A 19,622-nucleotide genomic window follows, 5' to 3' on the forward strand; every position below is an offset into this window, starting at 1 on the left:
GTCATGAAGAAAATCGACATGCACGCTCACTTCTTCCCGCGCATCACGCAGGAAGAAGCAGCCCGCCTCGTCGCCGCCACCGCCCCCTGGCTGCGAATCGACGAAGGTGGCGAGACCGGCAACATCATGCTGGACAATCGCGCCTTCCGTCCGGTATACCGCGCCCTGTGGGACCCGTCGCTGCGCATTGAAGAACTCGACCGCCACGGCGTCGATCTGCAAGTCGTATGCGCCACGCCGATCATGTTCGGCTATCGTTACGACGGGCGCGCCGTCATGGACTGGGTCCAGCGCATGAACGACCTCGCGCTCGAGCACTGCGCCTACGCCCCGAACCGCCTGAAGGCGATGGCGCAGGTGCCGCTGCAAGACCTCGATCTGGCCTGCGCCGAAGCCTCGCGCGCCAAAGCCACCGGCCACGTCGGCGTGCAGATCGGTAACCACCTCGGTGAAAAAGATCTGGACGACGAACAACTCGTGGCATTTTTGCGGCACTGCGGCAACGAACATATCCCCGTGCTGGTGCATCCGTGGGACATGATGACCGACGGCCGCATGAAGAAGTGGATGATGCCGTGGCTCGTGGCCATGCCTGCCGAGACGCAACTGTCGATCCTCTCGCTCATCCTCTCGGGCGCGTTCGAACGCCTGCCGCGCTCGCTCAAGCTGTGCTTCGCGCACGGTGGCGGTGCGTTCCCTTACCTGCTCGGCCGCGCCGAGAATGCCTGGCATTGCCGCGACATCGTGCGCGCCGACAGCCCGCACCCGCCGTCGCACTATCTGGACCGCTTCTACGTGGACAGCGCCGTGTTCGATCCGCGCGCCCTGCGTCTGCTCGTCGACACTATGGGCGCGCAGCGCATCATGCTCGGCTCCGACCACCCGTTCCCGCTCGGCGAGCAGGACATCGGCCGTCTGGTGGCCGATCAGCCGGGCCTCGACGACAATGCCCGGCACCGCATTCTGGCCGGGAACGCGCTTGAGTTCTTCGGGCTGTAACTGGTGCTTTCCCGAGGTGTTTTTGAAAATGCTTGCCTACGCAAAAGGCGTCGTTTAGGCTGGGCATGTAAATATTTGATGCTTAAACAATTCTGGAAGTTTTGAATTAGTCTGACGCGCCTGGCCTGCCATGACCGACGTGAAGAAGCGGTCAAGTATCCCGGCGCGAGTCCGCAGCTGACAGTGCTTGAATTCATCGTTTGGAGACCATGATGACGGGAACGAAGACCACGCAACGCAAAGCCATCGCCGTGCTTGGCGCCATCGCCGCAGCCGCGGCGATGTTCGCATCGGGCGGTGCCCATGCTCAGGTGAAGATCGGCTTCATCGGCACGCTCTCCGGCCCGGGCGGCGCGCTCGGGCAGGACCAGTACGACGCCTTCATGCTCGCCGTCGAGCAAAAGGGCGGCAAGCTCGGTGGCGTGCCGGTGCAGGTGATCAAGGAAGACGACCAGCTCAAGCCGGACGTCGGCGTACAGGCTGCGACCAAACTGGTGGAGCGCGACAAGGTCTCGCTCATCACCGGCGTGACGTTCTCGAACGTGATGATGGCCATCCACAAGAACGTGACGAACGCGGGCGTGGTCATGGTCGGCTCGAACGCCGGCCCGGCGCCGATTGCGGGCGAGCAATGCTCGCCGAACTTCTTCTCGACTTCGTGGGACAACGACGAACTGCATGAAGCCGGAGGTCAGCTCTCGACCGATCTCGGCTACAAGAAGATGTACGTGATGGCGCCGAACTATCAGGCCGGACGCGACGCCGTGAACGGCTTCAAGCGCGACTACAAGGGCCAGATCGTCGACGAGGTCTACACGCAGGTCAACCAGCCCGACTATTCGGCCGAAATCGCCCAACTCGCCGCCGCCAAGCCGGACGCCGTCTACGTGTTCTATCCGGGCGGCATGGGCGTGAACTTCGTCAAGCAGTACCGCCAGGCCGGGCTGCTCGGCAAGATTCCGCTGATTTCGGTGTCGACCATCGACGGTTCGACCTTGCCCGCGCTGAAGGAACAGGCCGTGGGCAGCATCACCAGCGCGCCCTACTCGCCCGACCTCGACAACGCGCAGAACAAGCAATTCGTCGCGGCCTTCCAGAAGAAGTACAACCGCGTGCCGTCGATGTACGCCGCGCAGTCGTACGACGCCGCGAACCTGATCGACTCCGCACTCACCAAGACGAAGGGCAGCGTGACCGACCGCGAGGCGCTGCGCGCCGCGCTCAAGTCCGCCGACTTCCAGTCCGTGCGCGGCTCGTTCAAGTTCGCCAGCAATCAGTTCCCCATCGCGCCGTTCTATCGCGTCGATGTGGTGAAGGACAGCAGCGGCGCCGCCTTTGCGAACAAGGGCAAGATCGAAGTCAAGACGCGCGCCAATCTCGCGTCGATGTGCAAGATCCGCTCGTAAGCCGCTCAACGTTGTGCAACGCAGTAAAGCGGGGGCGCCCTGCCCCCGCGGTCTTTGAGCACTATCGAGGGTTTATGAAGCGCTACCGCAATTTCGACGCCGCCGAGCTGGACGTTCAGTACAACGCTCGCGCCACCACCCCCAACATTCTCGACATCCTCACGCAATACGCCGAGCAGAGCGCGCACGCCCGCGCCACCGTGCCGTGCGTGCTCGATGTCGCCTACGGGGCCCGCCCCGACGAAACGCTCGACATTTTTCCCGCGCCGCAGCCCGGCGCACCGGTGTTCTTCTTCGTTCACGGCGGCTACTGGCGTGCACTGAACAAGAGCGATTCGAGCAACATGGCGCCGGCCTTCACGCAAGCGGGCGCCACCGTCGTCACCGTCAACTATTCGCTCGCGCCCGGCGCGTCGCTCGACACCATCGTCGACCAGACGCGTCGCGCACTCGCATGGGTTCATCGTCACATCGGCGAGCACCAGGGCGACGCGCGCCGCATTCACATCTGCGGCAGTTCGGCAGGCGGTCACCTTGTCGGCATGCTGCTCGCGCACGGCTGGCATGCCGACTACGGCGTGCCCGAGGATGTCGTCGCGGGCGCCGCCCCGCTGTCCGGTCTGTTCGACCTCACGCCGATTCCGTTCACGCATATCAACGAATGGATGAAGCTCTCGGCAGACGACGCACAACGCAACAGCCCGTTCTTCCGCTTGCCCGCGCGCGGTTGTACGCTCATCGTGTCTTACGGCGAGACCGAGACGCCCGAGTTCAAGCGCCAGACCGACGACTATCTCGCGGCGTGGCGCGAGAAGGGTTACGCGGGCGAGTACGTCCCGATGCCGGGCACGAACCACTTCGACATCGTGCTTACGCTTAACGACGCGCGAAGCCCGCTCACGCAAGCCATCTTCCGTCAGATGGGCCTGCCCCGGGAGGCGACATGAGCCCGACACTTTTCATCATGCAGTGCCTGAACGGACTGCAACTCGGGGTGCTGCTGTTCCTGATGGCCGCCGGTCTCACGCTGGTGTTCGGCATCATGAACTTCGTGAACCTCGCGCACGGCTCGTTGTACATGATGGGCGCGTTCATCGCCGCCACCGTCTACAACTACACCGGGTCTTTCGCGCTGGCCGCCATCGCGATCGTGCCCGCCATGCTGCTGATCGGCCTGATCGTCGAGTTCGTCGCACTCAAGACGCTTTATGACCGCGATCACCTCGATCAGGTGCTCGCGACCTTCGGTCTGATCCTGTTCTTCAACGAACTGGCGCGCATGATCTGGGGCCCGTCGCCGTACTACATGGAAGTGCCTGAGTGGCTCTCCGGGACGGTCAATCTCTTCGGTCTCGACTATCCGGCTTATCGCTTCCTGATCATCGTGGTGGGCCTCGTGGTCGCGCTCGGCTGCTACCTGCTGATTCACCGCACGCGTATCGGCATGCTGATCCGCGCAGGCTCGACGCACCGTCAGATGGTCGGTGCGCTCGGCGTGAACATCGTGCTGCTCAACTCGCTGCTGTTCGGGCTGGGCGCGATTCTCGCCGGGATTGCCGGTCTCATGGCCGGGCCGATTCTGTCGGTGCAACCGGGCATGGGCGAGCCGATCCTGATTCTGACGATGGTCGTGATCGTGATCGGCGGCATCGGTTCGGTGCGCGGGGCGTTCCTCGCAGCACTCATCGTCGGGGTTGTCGACACGCTGGGCCGCACCGCCCTGCCCTCGATACTGCGCAGCATGATGGAGCGCAGCACGGCCGACACCGCCGGTCCTGCGCTGGCGTCGATGCTGATCTATCTTGTCATGGCAGCGGTCCTCGCGGTGCGTCCGCAAGGTCTCTTCCCGGTGAAACACGGCTGACGATGGAAACGATGGAAATGAAACTCAACCTACGCACCGCCGTGCCGATACTGCTGCTGGTCCTGCTAGCGCTGGTGCCCCTTTACGCGACGTTTGCTCAGCAACCGTTCTTCCTCACCCTGTTCGGCCGCATCGTGGTGTTCGCCATCGCAGCCGTCTCGCTCGATCTGATTCTCGGCTACGGCGGCATGGTCAGCTTCGGCCATGCCTTGTATCTCGGTCTCGGCGCTTACGTCGTGGGCATCATGAGCTTCCACGGCATCGACAACGGCTTCCTGCATCTGGGCGTGACGCTGGTCTTGTGCGCGCTCGTCGGCGCGATCACCGGCCTGCTCTCGCTGCGCACGACCGGCATCGCCTTCATCATGATCACGCTGGCGTTCGCGCAGATGTTCTACTTCCTCGCCGTGAGCCTGAAACAGTACGGCGGCGACGACGGCCTGCCCGTCTCCGTCGGCAGCCGCTTCGGCAGCGTGACGCTCGACGACCCGGTGGTGCTGTACTACGTCGCGTTCGCCGTGCTGTGCCTGTGCGTGTGGGCGGGCCGCCGTCTGGTCGAAGCGCGCTTCGGCATGGTGATTCGCGGTGCGCGTCAGAACGACCGCCGCATGCGCGCCCTCGGCTACCCGACGCTGCGCTACAAGCTCGTGGCCTACGTCATCAGCGCGATGGTTTGCGGCGTCTCGGGCATGCTGTACGCCAATCTCACGCATTTCGTCTCGCCCGCCTATATGGCGTGGACCGCCTCGGGCGAACTGATCGTGATGGTCGTGCTGGGCGGCCTCGGCTCGTTCTTCGGGCCGGTGCTGGGCAGCGCCGCGATGCTGCTCATCGAGGAGTGGCTCAAGGGCATGACGGAGCACTGGATGATCCTCTTCGGGCCGCTCATCGTTGTGGCGGTGCTGGTCTCGCGTCGTGGTCTGTACGGGCTGCTGGGCGATCTGCAAGTGCGCCTTTCACGTCGCACGCGCACCGTGGAGGGCAAAGCATGAGCCTCCTTCGTGTCGACCAACTGGTCAAACGCTATGGTGGGCTGACCGCCACCGATCACTTCTGCCTCGACGTCGCACCGGGCGAACTGCACGCCATCATCGGGCCGAACGGCGCGGGCAAGAGCACGCTCATCGGCCAACTGGCGGGCGAGTTGCGCCCCGACGAAGGGAGCATTCATTTCGACGGACACGACATGACCTCGGTGCCCATCGAGCAACGTGCGCGTGCCGGGCTGGCGCGCTCGTATCAGATCACCTCGGTCTTCCGCGAATTCACGGCACTGGAGAACGTGCTGGTCGCCGTGCAGGCGATGCAGGGGCATAGCTTCGGCTTCTGGCGTCCGGCGATCCGCGAAGCGGCGCTGGTCGAACCGGCGCGCGAGATTCTGGCGCGCACGGGGCTGGCCGCCCGCATGCATGTTCCTGCCAGCGCGCTCGCGCACGGCGAACACCGTCAGCTCGAACTGGCGATGGCGCTGGCCGGCCGGCCGAAGCTGCTGCTGCTCGACGAACCGATGGCCGGTATGTCGCAGGCCGAGTCCGAACAGATGACGCATCTGCTTGCCGACCTCAAGGGCGACTACGGCATCGTGCTGGTGGAACACGACATGGACGCCGTGTTCGCACTGGCCGACCGCATCACAGTGCTCGTCTACGGACGCGCCATCGCCTGCGGCGACGCCGACACGATTCGCCGCGATGCGGGCGTGCGCGAAGCCTATCTCGGGGACGAAACCCGCAACGAAATGCTGGGAGCGACGGCATGAGCACCTTGTTGTCTTTATCCGGCGTCGAGTCGTACTACGGCGCGAGTCAGGCGCTGTTCGGCATGCAACTGAATATCGAGCGCGGCGCTTTCGTCACCCTGCTCGGACGTAACGGCATGGGCAAGACGACCACCGTCAGATCGATGACGGGGCTGATGCGCCCCGCACGTGGTGAGATCGTGTTCGACGGACAGCCCATACATGCCAGCCCGTCGCATCGCATCGCGCGGGCGGGCATGGGGCTGGTTCCCGAAGGCCGTCAGATTTTTCCCACGCTCACCGTGCGCGAAAACCTCGTGGCGACCGCTGGCAACCGGCACGGCGCGGCTTCACCGTGGACGCTGGAGCGCATCTACGGCCTGTTTCCGCGTCTGCGCGAACGGGAGAAAAACCTCGGCAGCAATCTGTCCGGCGGCGAACAGCAGATGCTCGCCATCGGCCGCGCGTTGATGACGAATCCGAAATTACTCATTCTGGACGAAGCGACGGAAGGCCTCGCGCCGCTCATTCGCGGTGAAATCTGGCAATGCCTGAAGCAACTCAAAGGCAGCGGCCTGTCGATCCTCTGCATCGACAAGAATCTGGCACCGATGCTCGAACTCGGCGACCAGCACTACATCGTCGATAAGGGCCGTGTGGCGTGGCAAGGCGACTCGTCGAAGCTGCGTCAGTCATTGCCGGAATTGCAGGCCTACCTCGGCGTCTGAGACGCCCGCCAAGCCACGCGCATCCCCTGTCTGCGTACACTCTACGGCACCTCGTCCCCACGAGGTGCGTAGTACTCGATAGGTGTCAGACGCGAAAATCGGGAGTGTTTTGTGAAAGCACCCAGCAAATGGATGTGGTGCAATCGGCTCCGCTTGATTGCCTTTGCAAGCGCACCCGATCAACAACTAATGACACCGGTCAAGGACTATGGCTTACACCAATACGCCTTCGAATCCCTTCCGCTGGCTGCTCACGCAGGACACCGGTGCGCCGCCGCCCGCCGAGCCTGCTCAAGTCAAGAACGGGCTCCCTGCGGACCTCCCGCTCAACATCAAGGAGTTGCCGCGTACACCGCTTCCCAAGCTGGAAGTCTTCCCCGACGAGTTGCTTGCCCTGCGCAAACATCTGGGCATGTCCCGTAACGTCTTCGCCCACTATCTCCGGACCAATCCCCGTACGCTAGAGAACTGGGAGCAAGGGCGCGCGCGTCCGAACGCCCAGGCCGCCTGTCTGATACGGCTGGTGCAACAGAACCCGGGCCTGGTGTCCTCGCTTGCGCGCCTGTAAGTCCTTGCGCTCGCGTGATGAAAAAGGGGCGTGCCGATTCGTCGGCACGCCCCTTTTTCTGTGTCCTCCGAGCGCTACGGCTTAAGTCCGCAGACTTCGCGCAGACAGGCGACGAATCGTGCACAGGCCGGGCTGGGCGACTTGTCCGCACGCAGCGAATAGCCGACGTCGCCGAAGCTGCCCGACATCGTGTCGGCCAACACACGCAGCAGGCCCGACTCCACGAACGGTGCGGCCGCCGCACGCGGCATCAGCGCGACACGCGGCGTCTCCAGCATCAGGCCAATGTTGGTCAGCACGGAGAGCGATTCCACCACGTCTTCCGGCAACGCGAGCCCTGCATCGTGAAACAGACGCTCCGCCGCCAGACGCGAGGGCGACTCGGGCACCGGCAAAATCCACGCGCCTTCGCGCAATTCGGCGAGCGGCACACGCTCCGGCAGATGCGTCCAGTGACGCTTGCCGCCGATCACGCTGAGCGATTCGTTAAAGAGAATCTCGTGAGTCAGTGCGAAGGCGTTGGCCACCGGCAGCGAGCGCTCGGGTAAGCGCCCCACCACGATATCCAGATCGCCGCTCGCGAGCGCCGGAAAGAGTTGTGCGGTGGTTGCCTCACGCACCGTCACCAGCACGCCCGGCGTGCGCTCTTTGAGCATGGCGATCGTGCGCGGCAACAAGTCGGCGGCGGCCGAAATGAGCGTGCCGACGATCACGTGTCCGCTCGTGCCCGCGCTGAACGCGTTCACTTCGTCCGTCAGGTAGCGCAATTCGGCCATCAGCGACTTCACGCGATGGCCCAGCAACTCGCCGAGTTCGGTCGGCTGCATGCCGCGGTTGCTGCGCACAAAAAGCGGGCCTTCGAAACAGGCTTCCAGCTCATGCACGATCTTGCTCACCGCGGGCTGCGTCAGTCCGGTTTCGTTGGCGGCGCGCACGAGCGAGCCCGTTTCGAGCACGCGGTCGAAGACCTGAAGCTGGTGAAACTTGAGCTTTCGTCCGAGATTAAGGGCTGTCCAGGGAAGTGATCGCATCGGCGTCCTGTTCAGGCGGTCGCCGTCGTTCCGGACGCCGTCACCGACTCTGCCCCCTGCGACGCGATTGCCGACTCGGCGGGCTCCGTCGACAAGAAGGCAGCCACGTACTCTTCGAGCATGGCCACATCCGGCAGCGAGGCCGGGTTGACATGGTAGTTGATGAGGCACCCGTCGAAGGTCAGCACGAGCATGTCGATGAGACGCGCGCGTCGCACACCGTCGCGCGCCAGACTCGGCGCACACGCCGCCAGCATCGCCGACAACCGCTCCCTGAACCATTGAAGCAACGACGGATCGTAGGGATCGCCCGGCGCCACCGTGGAGAGCGCCTGCACCAGATTGTGCGAGAAACCGTTATCAAGCCTCGGCGTGTCGACCAGCAGGCCGGCGAGCAGCGCCCGCATGCGGGCATGCGGGCCGTGCGCCGACATGACTTCCGACTCAAGCGCCGTGATGCGCGCCTTGAACCATGTGTCGTAAACACAGAAGAAGACTTGCAGCTTCGCAGTGAAGTAGCTGTAAATGTTCGCGTGCGAAATTCCGGCACGCTTGGCGATCTGCACCATTGTGGTGTCCACATACCCTTTTTCGAGAAACAGGGCATGCGAGGCTTCGAGAATGGCGAGACGAATGTCTTCTTTCTTGACTTGTGGCATATGTGAGCCTGCACCGTTAGGCCGGGCACCTCGATCGTTAATTCTCAACGTCCGCTGATGTCGATACACGACGTCAGCGCGCACAGTATGCCAGCGCAGACGCAGCTTGCGGCGAAAACTAAGCGCAAACACTCCCCCGGACTTTCCCGATATTTCCGCGCACCCAACGCGAATTGCGATGACAGACATCGCGTAACGCGTGGCATTGCCGCACGTTGCCCGCACGTGGACAGGAAGTGGATGGGCGCCTGCGATCCCCCCGCATATATTTCAAAATTGAACAATTTCGATGTCATGCATTTTACGCATGGGAATGGCGCCGACGCGCCGCGCGCTTCGTATATGACGGTGAATCCCCGAAGGAATGCAAAAGCCCGGCGCTGAGCGCAATGGATACGCATATGAGCACGCACTTTGCGTCTCCGATGGCGCGTCTGATGGCGCATCTGAACGAAGCGTCGACGCGCGTATGAGTCGCGTCGTAGGCCTATGCCGTCAGCGCATTCCTACATTACTTCGGACTCCATTCAATAATACTTGCATTGTGTGCAATGCAATATGCCTGCGAAGCCCCACGGGACGGCCCATTGCGACGCAATTACAAAAATTTACAAGATGGGGCGATCCAAATCCCGCAATCTGCGTCCAACGTCAGTCATCTCTTTAAACCATTCCAATCAATCCATGATGACGAAGCGCGGGACAAACACCGCGTTCGAACGGAGGTCATGATGAGAACGAACCCTGAGGGTGTTGCAAACGCAGCGTCGGCCCACCGCGTGAAAGTGCGCATTGCCAGGATGTGCTCGGCGGTGGGACTCGCGACGATATTGTTGTCGCTGGGCGGTTGCGCGTATGAATCGCCACCGCAGCCGCGCTTGCCGTATCGGGGCAACGAAAGCACGAATCCGGCGTATCGGTCGGCTGACCCGAACTGCGGCCCGCCCCCGTACGCGCCGGGGTCCGCGTGTAGTCCATACGCGGCGCCGAGCGCACCGGTCCCGAATACCGATGCCTACGGCCGCCCTTATCCGCCGACGGACGCTTATGGTCGTCCATATCCGACCGATGCACAGGGACGCCCATATCCGCCGCCCCCGCCTCCGCCGGCTTACCGGGAAACGAAACCGGCCGACGGGGCCGCTGCACCGGAGAACGGCTCGGCTACCGCGCACTGAGCGCCGCCCCCCGACCGAAGGTGCGACCGAATTTTCGACTTTATGAATAGCAGGCGATGCGCGGCGTGACCGACTATTGGAGAAGCCCGATCGCACGCCGCCTGCGGATATCCCGGGGCCGGGTGCCCCAACCGAAGGAGTCATGCGTCATGAAAACCACGCAACGATGGACCTCGCACGTCTCACATCTTTCGCGCTCGGTCGCCCCGATCCTCGTGGGTGCAGCCCTGATCGGCACGCTGGCCGGTTGCGGCGGCATGTCCCAGCGTGAATCGCGTAATACCGCAGTCGGTGCCGGAGTCGGCGCACTGGGCGGCGCACTCATCTCGGGCGGCGACCTCGGCACGACCGTGGGCGGCGCCGTCGTCGGGGGTGTGATCGGTAACGTCGTCACGGACGATCGCCATCGTCGCTGACCGGTGCCGTTCGTCGACGACCGTCAATGACCATCAACCACCGCCGACAATCTCCGTCGAGGGGGCGATATACGGCCCCCGCTCATCTGACGATGCAATAAGGAGAAGCGAGATATGAACTCCCAGGACACCCTTCGCCAGCGTGCGCTTCGTACGCTCAAGACGCGACGCCTCGGTCGCCGGACTCTCGCTGTCGTGACCGTCTGTGCGGGCGCGGCCGCTTTGTCGCTGGCCGCCATGCCGAGCTTTGCGCAAACGGGCGCGCCGCCCGTCAACGGTGTCGTACCGACAACGCCAAATCCCCCGCCACCGCCCACGGCAGGCCCGGACTACGGCGACGCTGCCGACCAGAACGCCGCGCTTGGAACTTACCTGCAGCGTTCGTTCGACGCCATCGATACCAACCACGACGGCAAGATCGACCGCAACGAATGGACCGCGTATCAGCGCAGCCAGTTACAGGCGCGGCGCGCCACGTTCGAGCGCTATTTCAAGGCGGCCGACAAAGATGGCGACGGCTATCTGAGCCGCGACGAAGCCGCCGCCTCGGAGCCGTTCCTGTATCAGCATTTCGACCAAATCGACGTCAATCGCGACGGCAAGCTCTCGCCAGCGGAGATCCGCAGCTTCTTCCGTCGCTACTATCACGACCGGGCACAGGCCGACGCCGCCACGACGAAGCCCTGATCGCCCCTGCCTCAAAACACGAAGGGCCGGGCCTGCATACTGCAGGACCCGGCCCTTCGTTTTACCGCTATTTCCAGCGATGCTTCTTCCGACTGCCTGCGAAAGCGCGACCTGTCACCGTCGCGCATTCGCCCTCAGGCATTACACGTGGAAGAATTCGGCGATGATCGCAGCGCCGAGGAACGTACCGGCGTTCGCCAGGAACGACACGACCACGATGCGCCAGCCCAGACGACGGAAGGCAGGCACGTCTTTGGCGACCGACAGGCCCGCGTAGGTCAGCATCGGCGTGACCAGCGACAGGAAGTTGATCTTGCCCGTGAATTGCTCGACAACCGGCGCGAACGGGAAGGCCGGCGACGTCAGGAACATCGCGATCAGCGACACCCAGCACACGGCCGGCACCTTGCGGCGCGTGACGAAGTACAGCGCTTCACCCACAAGCACAGCACCGATGATGATCAGCATGCCCGGCACGCCGTCGAGGAACGGCGTCTTGAAGGCCATGCTGTTGCCGACCAGCGCAAGTGCGCCCGAGAAGAACCATGCGAACAGACGTGCGCCGAAGTTCATCTCGACGGTGTGCGCCTTGCTGGCTTCCTTGAGTTCCTTGGCGGCTTCGGCGTCGGCCACGGCAGCGGCTTCGGCGTTAGCACGGCCACGCTTGCTCATGCGGCCCAGCACCGGCTCCATCACGCGGTAGCCCCACACGGCGAGCGGCAGCGAAATGAACAGCGTGAAGTACGTGCCGATGGTCGTCGTGATCAGGTTCGACGCAGCGGCGAACGTAGCGACTTCCTTAGCGACTTCCGGCGTCTGCTGTGCGGCAATCGCACCGGCGGCAGCGGCCATCATCGAACCCGAGCCGACACCGGCGCCCATGGCGAGCGAGTGCGGATGGAACAGGTTCAGGCTGGCGACGAAGCCCGCGAACAGCGAGATGAACACCGCACCGAAGATGGTGCCCGTCAGGTACTCGGCCAGCACGCCACGGCCTTCCGGCGAGTCGAAACCGTACTTTTCGCCGATGATCGCGAGGCTCGGCTCACGGCCGACCGAGAAGGTCGCGCCAATGGCTTCGCGCTTGATGCCGAGCATCAATGCGACCGGCAGGCCCAGAATGATCGTGCCGACGAAGTGGCCGAACTCCTGGAACACCAGCGCCCAGCCGGCGGCCACGAGCTTGGGCAGCGAGCCGCCCACGAGCAGGCCGAGCTTTGCCACGAAGAGCAGCAGCGCCGGCTGCAGAATGGCGGCTGCCTTGTGCTGCATCGACAGGTCGATCTGTGCGAAACGCGGCAAGCGCGCCTGCGACAGGCCCAACGCCGCGCCGAGCAACAAGGCCCAGACCATCGGCAACAACACGATCTTGCCGTGACCGGCATTGATGCTGATCGCACCGATCAGCTCCGCGACCACCAGGATCACGATTGCCCAAACATACAGGCGCACGCCATCGCTGAAGGCGCCTCCCTGCGGCTTGGCCGCTTTTTGTTCCATGACTGCCATCTGGGTCTCCACTGCACTTGCTATTGAGCCGGTCCGATGCCGTCCGCCGTCGAGCTACCCGGCAGAGCGACCACCATTTCGGTAGTTAAGGAAGTTCGGCACGCCGTCCGTCCGGTGACGCCCGTCGATCCGATCACGACGGGATACACCGGCGAACTCTTGGGGCATGGCGGCTGAACGCCCGCCATGTTGGCACACCTTGGTGACAGCAACAGCGTAATCGATCCCCCGCGCCGAACCACCCGAGGGCGGCATTATACGCGGTCAAAAACACCGTTTCGGCCCTCTGTCCCGCAGGCTGAAACGCTCGCATGCCGGACGACGTCTCGCGACCGGTGCCCGGCACACTCACTACCCTTTTGTTGCCCTGTTGCCATGCGTTCCCGACAACTGAACGCACGATGACAGCAATTCCCACCGGACGACGGCGGGCTTTCGCCCCCGCCAGCCCGGGGTGTCACGCTTCGACGTAGCCGAACGGCGTCGCCGGATTGGCGGCCGTCTCGACCCAGACGCTCTTCGTCTGCGTGTACTCGTACAGCGCTTCCACGCCGCTGGAACGGCCATAACCGCTGTGGCCGTAGCCGCCGAACGGCGAGGCGACGTTGATGGTCTTGTAGCCGTTGATCCAGAACGTACCGGCGTTGACCTGCGACGCCACACGGTGCGCGCGGGCCACGTCCTGCGTCCAGACGGCGCCCGCCAGACCGAACTCGCTGTCGTTCGCAATCGCCAGCGCTTCTTCTTCCGTGTCGAACGGAATCGCCACGACCACCGGGCCGAAGATTTCGGTACGGGCCACGCCCATCGCGTTGTTGGCGTCGGCCAGCACGGTCGGGCGCACGAAGAAGCCGCCGTCGCTGCGTTGTTGCGAACCCGCCGCCAGACGCGCACCGCCTTCGACGCCCGCGTCGATCATGTTCATGACGTGCTGATACTGCGTGCGGTTGCAGATCGGACCGACTTCGGTGGTGTCGTCCATCGGCTCGCCCACGCGAATCTTCTCCGCGCCACGCGCCAGCATGTCGATCATCTGGTCGTACACGCCGCGCTGCACCAGCAGACGTGAACCGGCCACACAGCTCTGGCCCGCGCTCGAGAAGATGGCAGCCTGCGCACCGAGGCACGCGCGCTTGAGGTCGGCGTCGTCGAACACGATGTTGGCCGACTTGCCGCCCAGTTCCAGCACGCTCGGCAACAGACGTTGCGCAGCGGCGGTGGCGATCTTGCTGCCCGTGGCAGGTGAGCCGACGAACACGACCTTCTTGACGACCGGATGCGAAATTGCGGCCTGGCCCGTCGTATGGCCGTAACCGGCAAGCACGTTGATGAGACCGCGCGGCACACCCGCCTGCTCGGCAAGGGCGGCCACGACCAGCGAACTGGCCGGCGTGAGTTCCGACGGCTTGAGCAGCACGCCATTGCCCATGGCGATCGCCGGGGCCAGTTGCCAGCCGCAGGTGAAGACCGGCGCGTTCCACGGCGTGATTTGCAGCACCACGCCCATGGCTTCGCGACGCGTGTAGTTCAGGTGGGTGCTCGGCACGGGAATGACGTCGCCGAAGAACTTGTCGGTCCATCCGGCGTAGTACTCGAACATCTCCGCCACCTTGGCCACTTCGCCACGGCAATCGCGGATCGGCTTGCCTGCCCCGATGGATTCGAGCTGGGCGAGCGCTTCGGCGTTTTCGCGAATCTTCGCGCCGACGGCTTGCATCACACGACCCCGCGCGGCGTGCGTGAGCGCCCACCAGGTCTTTTGCGCCGCTTGTGCGGCCTCGGCGGCCTGCGCCACGACGGCGGCACCCGCATCGCGGTAAGCCAGCACGGTCTGGCCGGTGGCCGGGTTCACGATGTCGATGCTAGAGTCGCCCGTGTCTACGACCAGTTCGCCATTGACGAACGAGCCGATGGTCGTGGCGTTAGGGAAAAACTTCGCGAATGCGCCGAGCAAGGCGGCTTGTTGGTTTGCCATGAGAAAGCTCCGTGCGATGCGCGCTCGGGCGCGCATCGTGTCGTCAAAACAAAAAATCAGAGGGGTACGTCGTGAAACGTTGAAGCAGGCGCGCCGTAATTACGCGCGGCCCGGCTCGATGAACTGCACGATACGGTTGAAATCTTCGTCGTCGCCCACGGTCGCAGCGCTCGCGGCCCAAAGGCGTCCGACTTCCGCCGACAGCGGGCCCGTGGCGAGCGTGCCCGTCTGCTCGGCCAGCGCCATGGCCAGACGCACGTCCTTGCGCATGAGCTTCATCGTGAAGCCGGAGTCGAAGGCGTCGTTCAGGATCCACGTCGGATAATTGGTTTGCGTGATGCCGCTGCGACCCGACCCGGCGTTCAGGCCTTCGAGCACCTGTTCCGGGGCCACACCGGCGGCCTTCGCCAGACGCATCGCTTCACCGGCCACCACGAGGTGGGCGGCGCACATCAGGTTGTTGATCAGCTTGGTCACGTGACCGGCACCGACATCACCGATGTGCACGCGCTTGGCCGACATGGCGGCGAGCACCGGCTCGATGCGGGCGACGTCTTCAGCCGAGCCGCCCAGCACCATCGTCAGCGCACCATTGAGCGCGCCCTTCGGGCCGCCGGAGACCGGCGCGTCGATCAGCGCAATGCCTTTTTCGCGCAGCGTGACGGCCAGCGCGCGGGTGCTTTGCGGATCGGCCGTCGACGTGTCGATCACGACCAGACCTTCGCGCCCGTTCGCGGCGATGCCGTTCGCGCCGTTCACCACGGCCTCGACGACTTGCGACGTCGGCAACGACAGCACGAGGGCGTCGGCTTCGCGAGCGAGTTCGGCAACCGAGGCGCGCAGGCCGATACCGGCTTGCGCGAGCGCGGCACCGGCGGCCGACGACGGATCGAACCCAAGCACCGTGAAACCGCCGCGCTGCAACGACAGCGCCATGCCGCGTCCCATATTGCCCAGTCCGACCACTCCGATGATTTTCATGTTGACTCCAGTTTGACTGCGAAGATGACACCGCCCCCACGTGCGACGCCGCGTTGCTCGACACCGCCCGGGACATCCGGTCGGTGAGTAAATTCAGGGGATCGTTACATGGACCGTTATGGGCTGACGGGTACGGGCGCTAGTGATTGACGAACTCCAGCACCACATTGCCCGCGAACTCGGGCTCCACGACCAGTCCATGCTCGTTATAGCCATAAGGCACGCCGTTCTCCCGCCACAGCGCCTCGACGTGCGCCAGATCCGGCGTGAGCAGCGTGATCGCCACGGCGTGCGTGCGTACGCCCTGCGCCATCGGCAGACCCACGGCGGCATAGCGCGCTTCGGCGCGCTGCGGCGACATCGCCCGCAAGTGCCCGCATCCGGTGTCCGCCACAGCGCCGCCGTCGTACAGATCGACGTGGCGCGCGCCGTAGATGCGCTGCCAGCGGGTAGCGAGCCTGCGCAACGACACCATGTCGGGCGTTACATACGTAATACCGACGATGCCGGTGACACCGTTCGGGTGATGCTGCCATTCGGGCGCCCAGATCAGCTCGGGGCGCTGCTGGTGGCAGATGAAATTGGAAGCGTCGCCGAGGACGTCGTCGATGAGCAGGCCCAGCGCGACCACGGCCTCGTCGGGCGTGCCGTCGGGCTTGCGCATGGCGCGGCGAAAATCGATGATGCCCTGCGTCTCGAGCCCGGCCTGCGCGAGGCGGGTGTGGTCGGCGCGAGCGTCCTTGCTGTGCAGGGCAACGAGGGAGACGCCCTCTTCGCGGGCGAGGAAACGGCCGAGATAGCGGCCGAAACAGAAGTCGCCGAGCGCGTTCGTGCCGAACTTGCTCGCGTCGTCCACGCCGATCAGTTCGATAAAGTTGTCGCCGAACATCATCAGCGACGTGACCGTGCCCCACGGGTGATACGACACCGGCGACGGGGCAAACCCCATGCGCTCGTAATGCGCCAGCCGCCGCGGATGGTCATGGACCGTCACCAGCGGGTGATCGATACCGAATCGCGAATTGCGCGGCGGAATCGTCAGGCTCATCGGGTGCCTCCGAGGGGTGAGTGGCGCGGAATCGGACCGCCGACATCGGGCCTCGCCTGGGTTCGTTGCACGACGTCGGGGCCGATCCGCATGCTTCGCAGTGTGGATTGAAAAAAAACGACGCTCAATGACAACGCTTGAACATTTTTGTTCTAATTATTAGTCTTTAGGGCATGACACCTGCCATCAACGAAAGTCGTCTGTCGTATCTGTTCGAAGCCGTTCAGTGCGGCACCGTGCGCGCCGCCGCCGACAGACTTGACATCGCCCCGTCCGCCGTCAGCCGCCAGATCGCCTTGCTGGAGGCCGAACTGGCGCTGCCGCTGATCGAACGCCACAAGCGCGGGGTCCACCTGACGCAGGCCGGTCGTTTGCTCATGGAGTACTACCGCGAGCAGCGCGCGCACCAGGAGGACTTGCTCGCCAAGCTTCAGGAAGTGCGCGGGTTGCGGCGTGGCCACATTCGACTGGCGGTCGGCGAGGGCTTCGTCAGCGATCTGATGGGGGCGCCGCTGCAGTTCTTCTGCAAACGGTATCCCGACATCACCCTCACGCTCGATCTGGCCGGGACGAACGAAGTGATGCGGCTCGTGGCGGAAGACGATGCGGACATCGGACTCGTCTACAACCCGCCCGCCGAGCCCAAGATCGTCTCACGCGCTCAGTTGGCGCAGCCGGTGCACGCCATCGTCGCGCCCGATTCGCCGCTGATCGAGCAGGCGGACAAGCGCGGCACGCTCACGCTCGACGCGCTCTACGATGTGCCGCTCGCACTCATGCACGGCTCCTACGGCACGCGTCAACTGATGGAGCTGGCCGAGCAGTCGGAGAAGCACCGTCTCGTGCCGACGGTCACGACCAACTCGATTTCCGTGCTCAAGCACTTCGTGCGCGCCGGTCTTGGCGCAACGTTTTTGCCCACGTTTGCCGTCTCACAGGAAATCGAAGCAGGCGTGCTGCGCGCCCTGCCCATCGACCATCCGATTCTCAGCAGTGCCGAAGCGCATCTGATCACGCGCGCCGGGCGACGCTTGTCCGGTGCCGCCAACCGATTACTCACGCACCTCGCCAGTAAGATGGAAGCCTTTGGTGCGCCCGACTGACGCGCCCGAGCCGCAGACCAAAACGGACGACTGAAATGCCTCCACGGGACTTTTCGCTGCAGAAGTGTCCCGCCGGACGCCGTCTGGTTGCTGGCGCGCAACAGTCGAAAAACTAAGCCTTTCCCTGATGTTGCGTCAGGACGAATTCGGATATAAAGAAGCCAATCAGGCGAAGGTGTGTTGGTCTCGCGTCACGAAATCGTACGTAATGCGAACTTAATCGACCCGCAATTCGGGTCGTTACGCCCCTTCCCGCCACGCATTCCGGTCGCATGGCTGCGCGCGCATTGCGCTGTCGCCGACCCAACGCCAGTGGACTGCCATGACGACGATCTCTGAATACCAGAGCGTGACGTTCGAAGTGTCCGAAATGGATATGCAGAACGTGCAGGCATCACTCGCAACCGGCCGCGTTCCCCCACGCGGCGCCCGTTGCCCAGGCGTCCCCGATTGCCGATTTCTCGTCACTCGTAACGAAATTTCAGGCTTTTCCGCCGATGTCTGTGCACGCCCCTGCGCGGGCGTATCGCGACGACGACGGGCATAACCACGCAAAAGAAGGTGCGGGGCAAAACGCAACCTGGGGAGCAGATCATGAAGAAGAAGCTCATTGCAGCAAGCCTGCTTTGCGGCATCGGTACGTTTGCGCACGCGCAATCGAGCGTGCAACTCTACGGCCGCGTCGATGGCGGCTTTCAGTTCATGAACAATTTGCAGGACGGCAACGGCGGCACCACCTCGCGCTTCAGCGCGCAGGGCGGCGACTACGGCACGAGCCTGTTCGGCCTGCGCGGCTACGAAGATCTCGGGCAGGGATTGCATGCGGTATTCAATCTGGAAGGCGGCTTCCAGTTGATGAACGGTTACAACAACAACGGCTCGGGTTCGATCTTCGACCGCCGTGCCCTGGTCGGCTTCAACTCCCGCTCATGGGGCCAATTGACGCTCGGGCGCAACCTGTTCATCAGTAACGGCGTCTGGGACTTCGATCCATTCCAGCAGCAGGCCTTTTCGTCGGCGTCGCTGGTGCGTGGGCGCAACTGGCCGCAGGCGAGCAATACCGTCAACTATCAAAGCCCGAACTGGCGCGGGTTCGACATTGTCGGTCAGTACGCCTTCTCTAACATCGCCGGGCAGTTCAACAACGGCCGTGGTATGGGCGCACAGCTGACTTACACGCACGATCGGTTCCAGTTGCGCGCGTTGTACGACGAAATTCGCGACACCAACGGACGCTTCACCGACGTGTTCGCCACGTCGCGGGAATACTTCGCCGGTGCGAATATCTTCCTGAACCGCTTCACGATCTCGCTGGGCTACACGCACATGTCCGCGCCGGACGCGCCCGCCCCCAGCTTCGCCACACGCGCCGACCACTACTGGGCCGGGGTGAAGTACCAGGCGACGGCGGTGTGGGCAGCCAACGCGGCGGTCTATCACGTGAACGTGCCGGGCGGCTTCGGGCACGCCACGATGGCCGAACTGGGCACCACTTACAACCTCTCGAAACGCACCTTCCTGTACGGCACGATCGCGTACGTGATGAACAGCTCAGGCCAGAGCTTCTCGGTGGCGGCAATTCCGAGCGACTCGCTGGACAACCCGCCAGCGGGCAAGAACCAAATGGGTGCTTACATCGGGGTATCGCACTCGTTCTGACGACGGCAAGCGCGTCACAAAAGGACAAACCGCCCGGTGCTGACCGGGCGGTTTGCTTTGGGGGGCCTGTCGA

18 protein-coding genes are annotated in these 19,622 nt (G+C 63.9%); 12 read left to right on the forward strand and 6 right to left on the reverse strand.

The window, feature by feature from the left end; all coding sequences use genetic code 11:
• The first annotated feature begins 3 nt into the window (after positions 1 to 3).
• The 8 genes from MB84_RS17205 to MB84_RS17240 all read left to right on the forward strand — a co-directional run bounded on the left by MB84_RS17205 (position 4) and on the right by MB84_RS17240 (position 7,303).
• Positions 4 to 999, forward strand: coding sequence for an amidohydrolase family protein (locus tag MB84_RS17205; RefSeq protein ID WP_046292644.1), 996 nt, complete (start codon positions 4 to 6; stop codon positions 997 to 999).
• Between the two features lie 212 nt (positions 1,000 to 1,211).
• The gene (locus tag MB84_RS17210; RefSeq protein WP_046293924.1) at positions 1,212 to 2,405 is read left to right on the forward strand and encodes an ABC transporter substrate-binding protein; all 1,194 of its coding nucleotides are present in this window, start codon (positions 1,212 to 1,214) and stop codon (positions 2,403 to 2,405) included.
• Positions 2,406 to 2,479: 74 nt separating this feature from the next.
• Complete coding sequence (locus MB84_RS17215; RefSeq protein ID WP_046292645.1) at positions 2,480 to 3,352, forward strand: alpha/beta hydrolase; 873 nt, start codon at positions 2,480 to 2,482, stop codon at positions 3,350 to 3,352.
• Positions 3,349 to 4,269 carry a branched-chain amino acid ABC transporter permease gene (locus MB84_RS17220; protein WP_046292646.1) on the forward strand — a complete coding sequence of 307 codons (921 nt, stop codon included), beginning with the start codon at positions 3,349 to 3,351 and terminating at the stop codon, positions 4,267 to 4,269. Before MB84_RS17215 ends, MB84_RS17220 begins: the two co-directional genes overlap by 4 nt.
• Positions 4,270 to 4,286: 17 nt before the next feature.
• A complete protein-coding gene (locus tag MB84_RS17225) occupies positions 4,287 to 5,261 on the forward strand; it encodes a branched-chain amino acid ABC transporter permease (RefSeq protein WP_046293925.1) in 975 nt (324 codons plus the stop codon).
• Positions 5,258 to 6,028, forward strand: a complete 771-nt coding sequence (locus MB84_RS17230; protein WP_046292647.1) for an ABC transporter ATP-binding protein — start codon at positions 5,258 to 5,260, stop codon at positions 6,026 to 6,028. Before MB84_RS17225 ends, MB84_RS17230 begins: the two co-directional genes overlap by 4 nt.
• A complete protein-coding gene (locus tag MB84_RS17235) occupies positions 6,025 to 6,735 on the forward strand; it encodes an ABC transporter ATP-binding protein (protein WP_046292648.1) in 711 nt (236 codons plus the stop codon). The genes MB84_RS17230 and MB84_RS17235 overlap by 4 nt, the downstream gene beginning before the upstream one ends.
• 208 nt (positions 6,736 to 6,943) lie before the next feature.
• The gene (locus MB84_RS17240) at positions 6,944 to 7,303 is read left to right on the forward strand and encodes a helix-turn-helix domain-containing protein (RefSeq protein ID WP_052252580.1); all 360 of its coding nucleotides are present in this window, start codon (positions 6,944 to 6,946) and stop codon (positions 7,301 to 7,303) included.
• Between the two features lie 74 nt (positions 7,304 to 7,377).
• Here the strand turns inward: MB84_RS17240 and MB84_RS17245 are convergent, their stop codons facing one another.
• Together MB84_RS17245 and MB84_RS17250 are read right to left on the reverse strand one after the other, a co-directional pair.
• A complete protein-coding gene (locus MB84_RS17245) occupies positions 7,378 to 8,334 on the reverse strand; it encodes a LysR substrate-binding domain-containing protein (protein WP_046292649.1) in 957 nt (318 codons plus the stop codon).
• Between the two features lie 11 nt (positions 8,335 to 8,345).
• Complete coding sequence (locus MB84_RS17250) at positions 8,346 to 8,993, reverse strand: TetR/AcrR family transcriptional regulator (RefSeq protein ID WP_052652501.1); 648 nt, start codon at positions 8,991 to 8,993, stop codon at positions 8,346 to 8,348.
• Between the two features lie 1,327 nt (positions 8,994 to 10,320).
• Here MB84_RS17250 and MB84_RS17255 point away from each other — a divergent pair.
• Both MB84_RS17255 and MB84_RS17260 read left to right on the forward strand, forming a co-directional pair.
• Positions 10,321 to 10,587 (forward strand): hypothetical protein, encoded by a 267-nt coding sequence (locus tag MB84_RS17255; RefSeq protein WP_245725395.1) that lies wholly within the window; start codon positions 10,321 to 10,323, stop codon positions 10,585 to 10,587.
• Positions 10,588 to 10,701: 114 nt separating this feature from the next.
• Positions 10,702 to 11,274, forward strand: coding sequence for an EF-hand domain-containing protein (locus MB84_RS17260; RefSeq protein WP_052652503.1), 573 nt, complete (start codon positions 10,702 to 10,704; stop codon positions 11,272 to 11,274).
• A 141-nt stretch (positions 11,275 to 11,415) separates the two neighbouring features.
• Here the strand turns inward: MB84_RS17260 and MB84_RS17265 are convergent, their stop codons facing one another.
• The 4 genes from MB84_RS17265 to MB84_RS17280 form a co-directional block, all read right to left on the reverse strand.
• Positions 11,416 to 12,783, reverse strand: coding sequence for a DUF3100 domain-containing protein (locus MB84_RS17265; protein WP_150666090.1), 1,368 nt, complete (start codon positions 12,781 to 12,783; stop codon positions 11,416 to 11,418).
• A 457-nt stretch (positions 12,784 to 13,240) separates the two neighbouring features.
• The gene (locus MB84_RS17270) at positions 13,241 to 14,758 is read right to left on the reverse strand and encodes an aldehyde dehydrogenase family protein (protein ID WP_046292650.1); all 1,518 of its coding nucleotides are present in this window, start codon (positions 14,756 to 14,758) and stop codon (positions 13,241 to 13,243) included.
• 99 nt (positions 14,759 to 14,857) lie between these two features.
• Entirely contained in the window at positions 14,858 to 15,739 is an 882-nt protein-coding gene (locus MB84_RS17275; protein WP_046292651.1) for an NAD(P)-dependent oxidoreductase, read from the reverse strand.
• Between the two features lie 139 nt (positions 15,740 to 15,878).
• Positions 15,879 to 16,787, reverse strand: coding sequence for a VOC family protein (locus tag MB84_RS17280; protein ID WP_046292652.1), 909 nt, complete (start codon positions 16,785 to 16,787; stop codon positions 15,879 to 15,881).
• 173 nt (positions 16,788 to 16,960) lie between these two features.
• Here MB84_RS17280 and MB84_RS17285 point away from each other — a divergent pair, with 173 nt between their 5' ends.
• Positions 16,961 to 17,890 (forward strand): LysR family transcriptional regulator, encoded by a 930-nt coding sequence (locus MB84_RS17285; RefSeq protein WP_046292653.1) that lies wholly within the window; start codon positions 16,961 to 16,963, stop codon positions 17,888 to 17,890.
• Between the two features lie 594 nt (positions 17,891 to 18,484).
• A complete protein-coding gene (locus MB84_RS17290) occupies positions 18,485 to 19,549 on the forward strand; it encodes a porin (protein WP_046292654.1) in 1,065 nt (354 codons plus the stop codon).
• The last annotated feature ends 73 nt before the right edge of the window (positions 19,550 to 19,622 follow it).

This window comes from Pandoraea oxalativorans (assembly GCF_000972785.3).
GTDB lineage: Bacteria > Pseudomonadota > Gammaproteobacteria > Burkholderiales > Burkholderiaceae > Pandoraea > Pandoraea oxalativorans.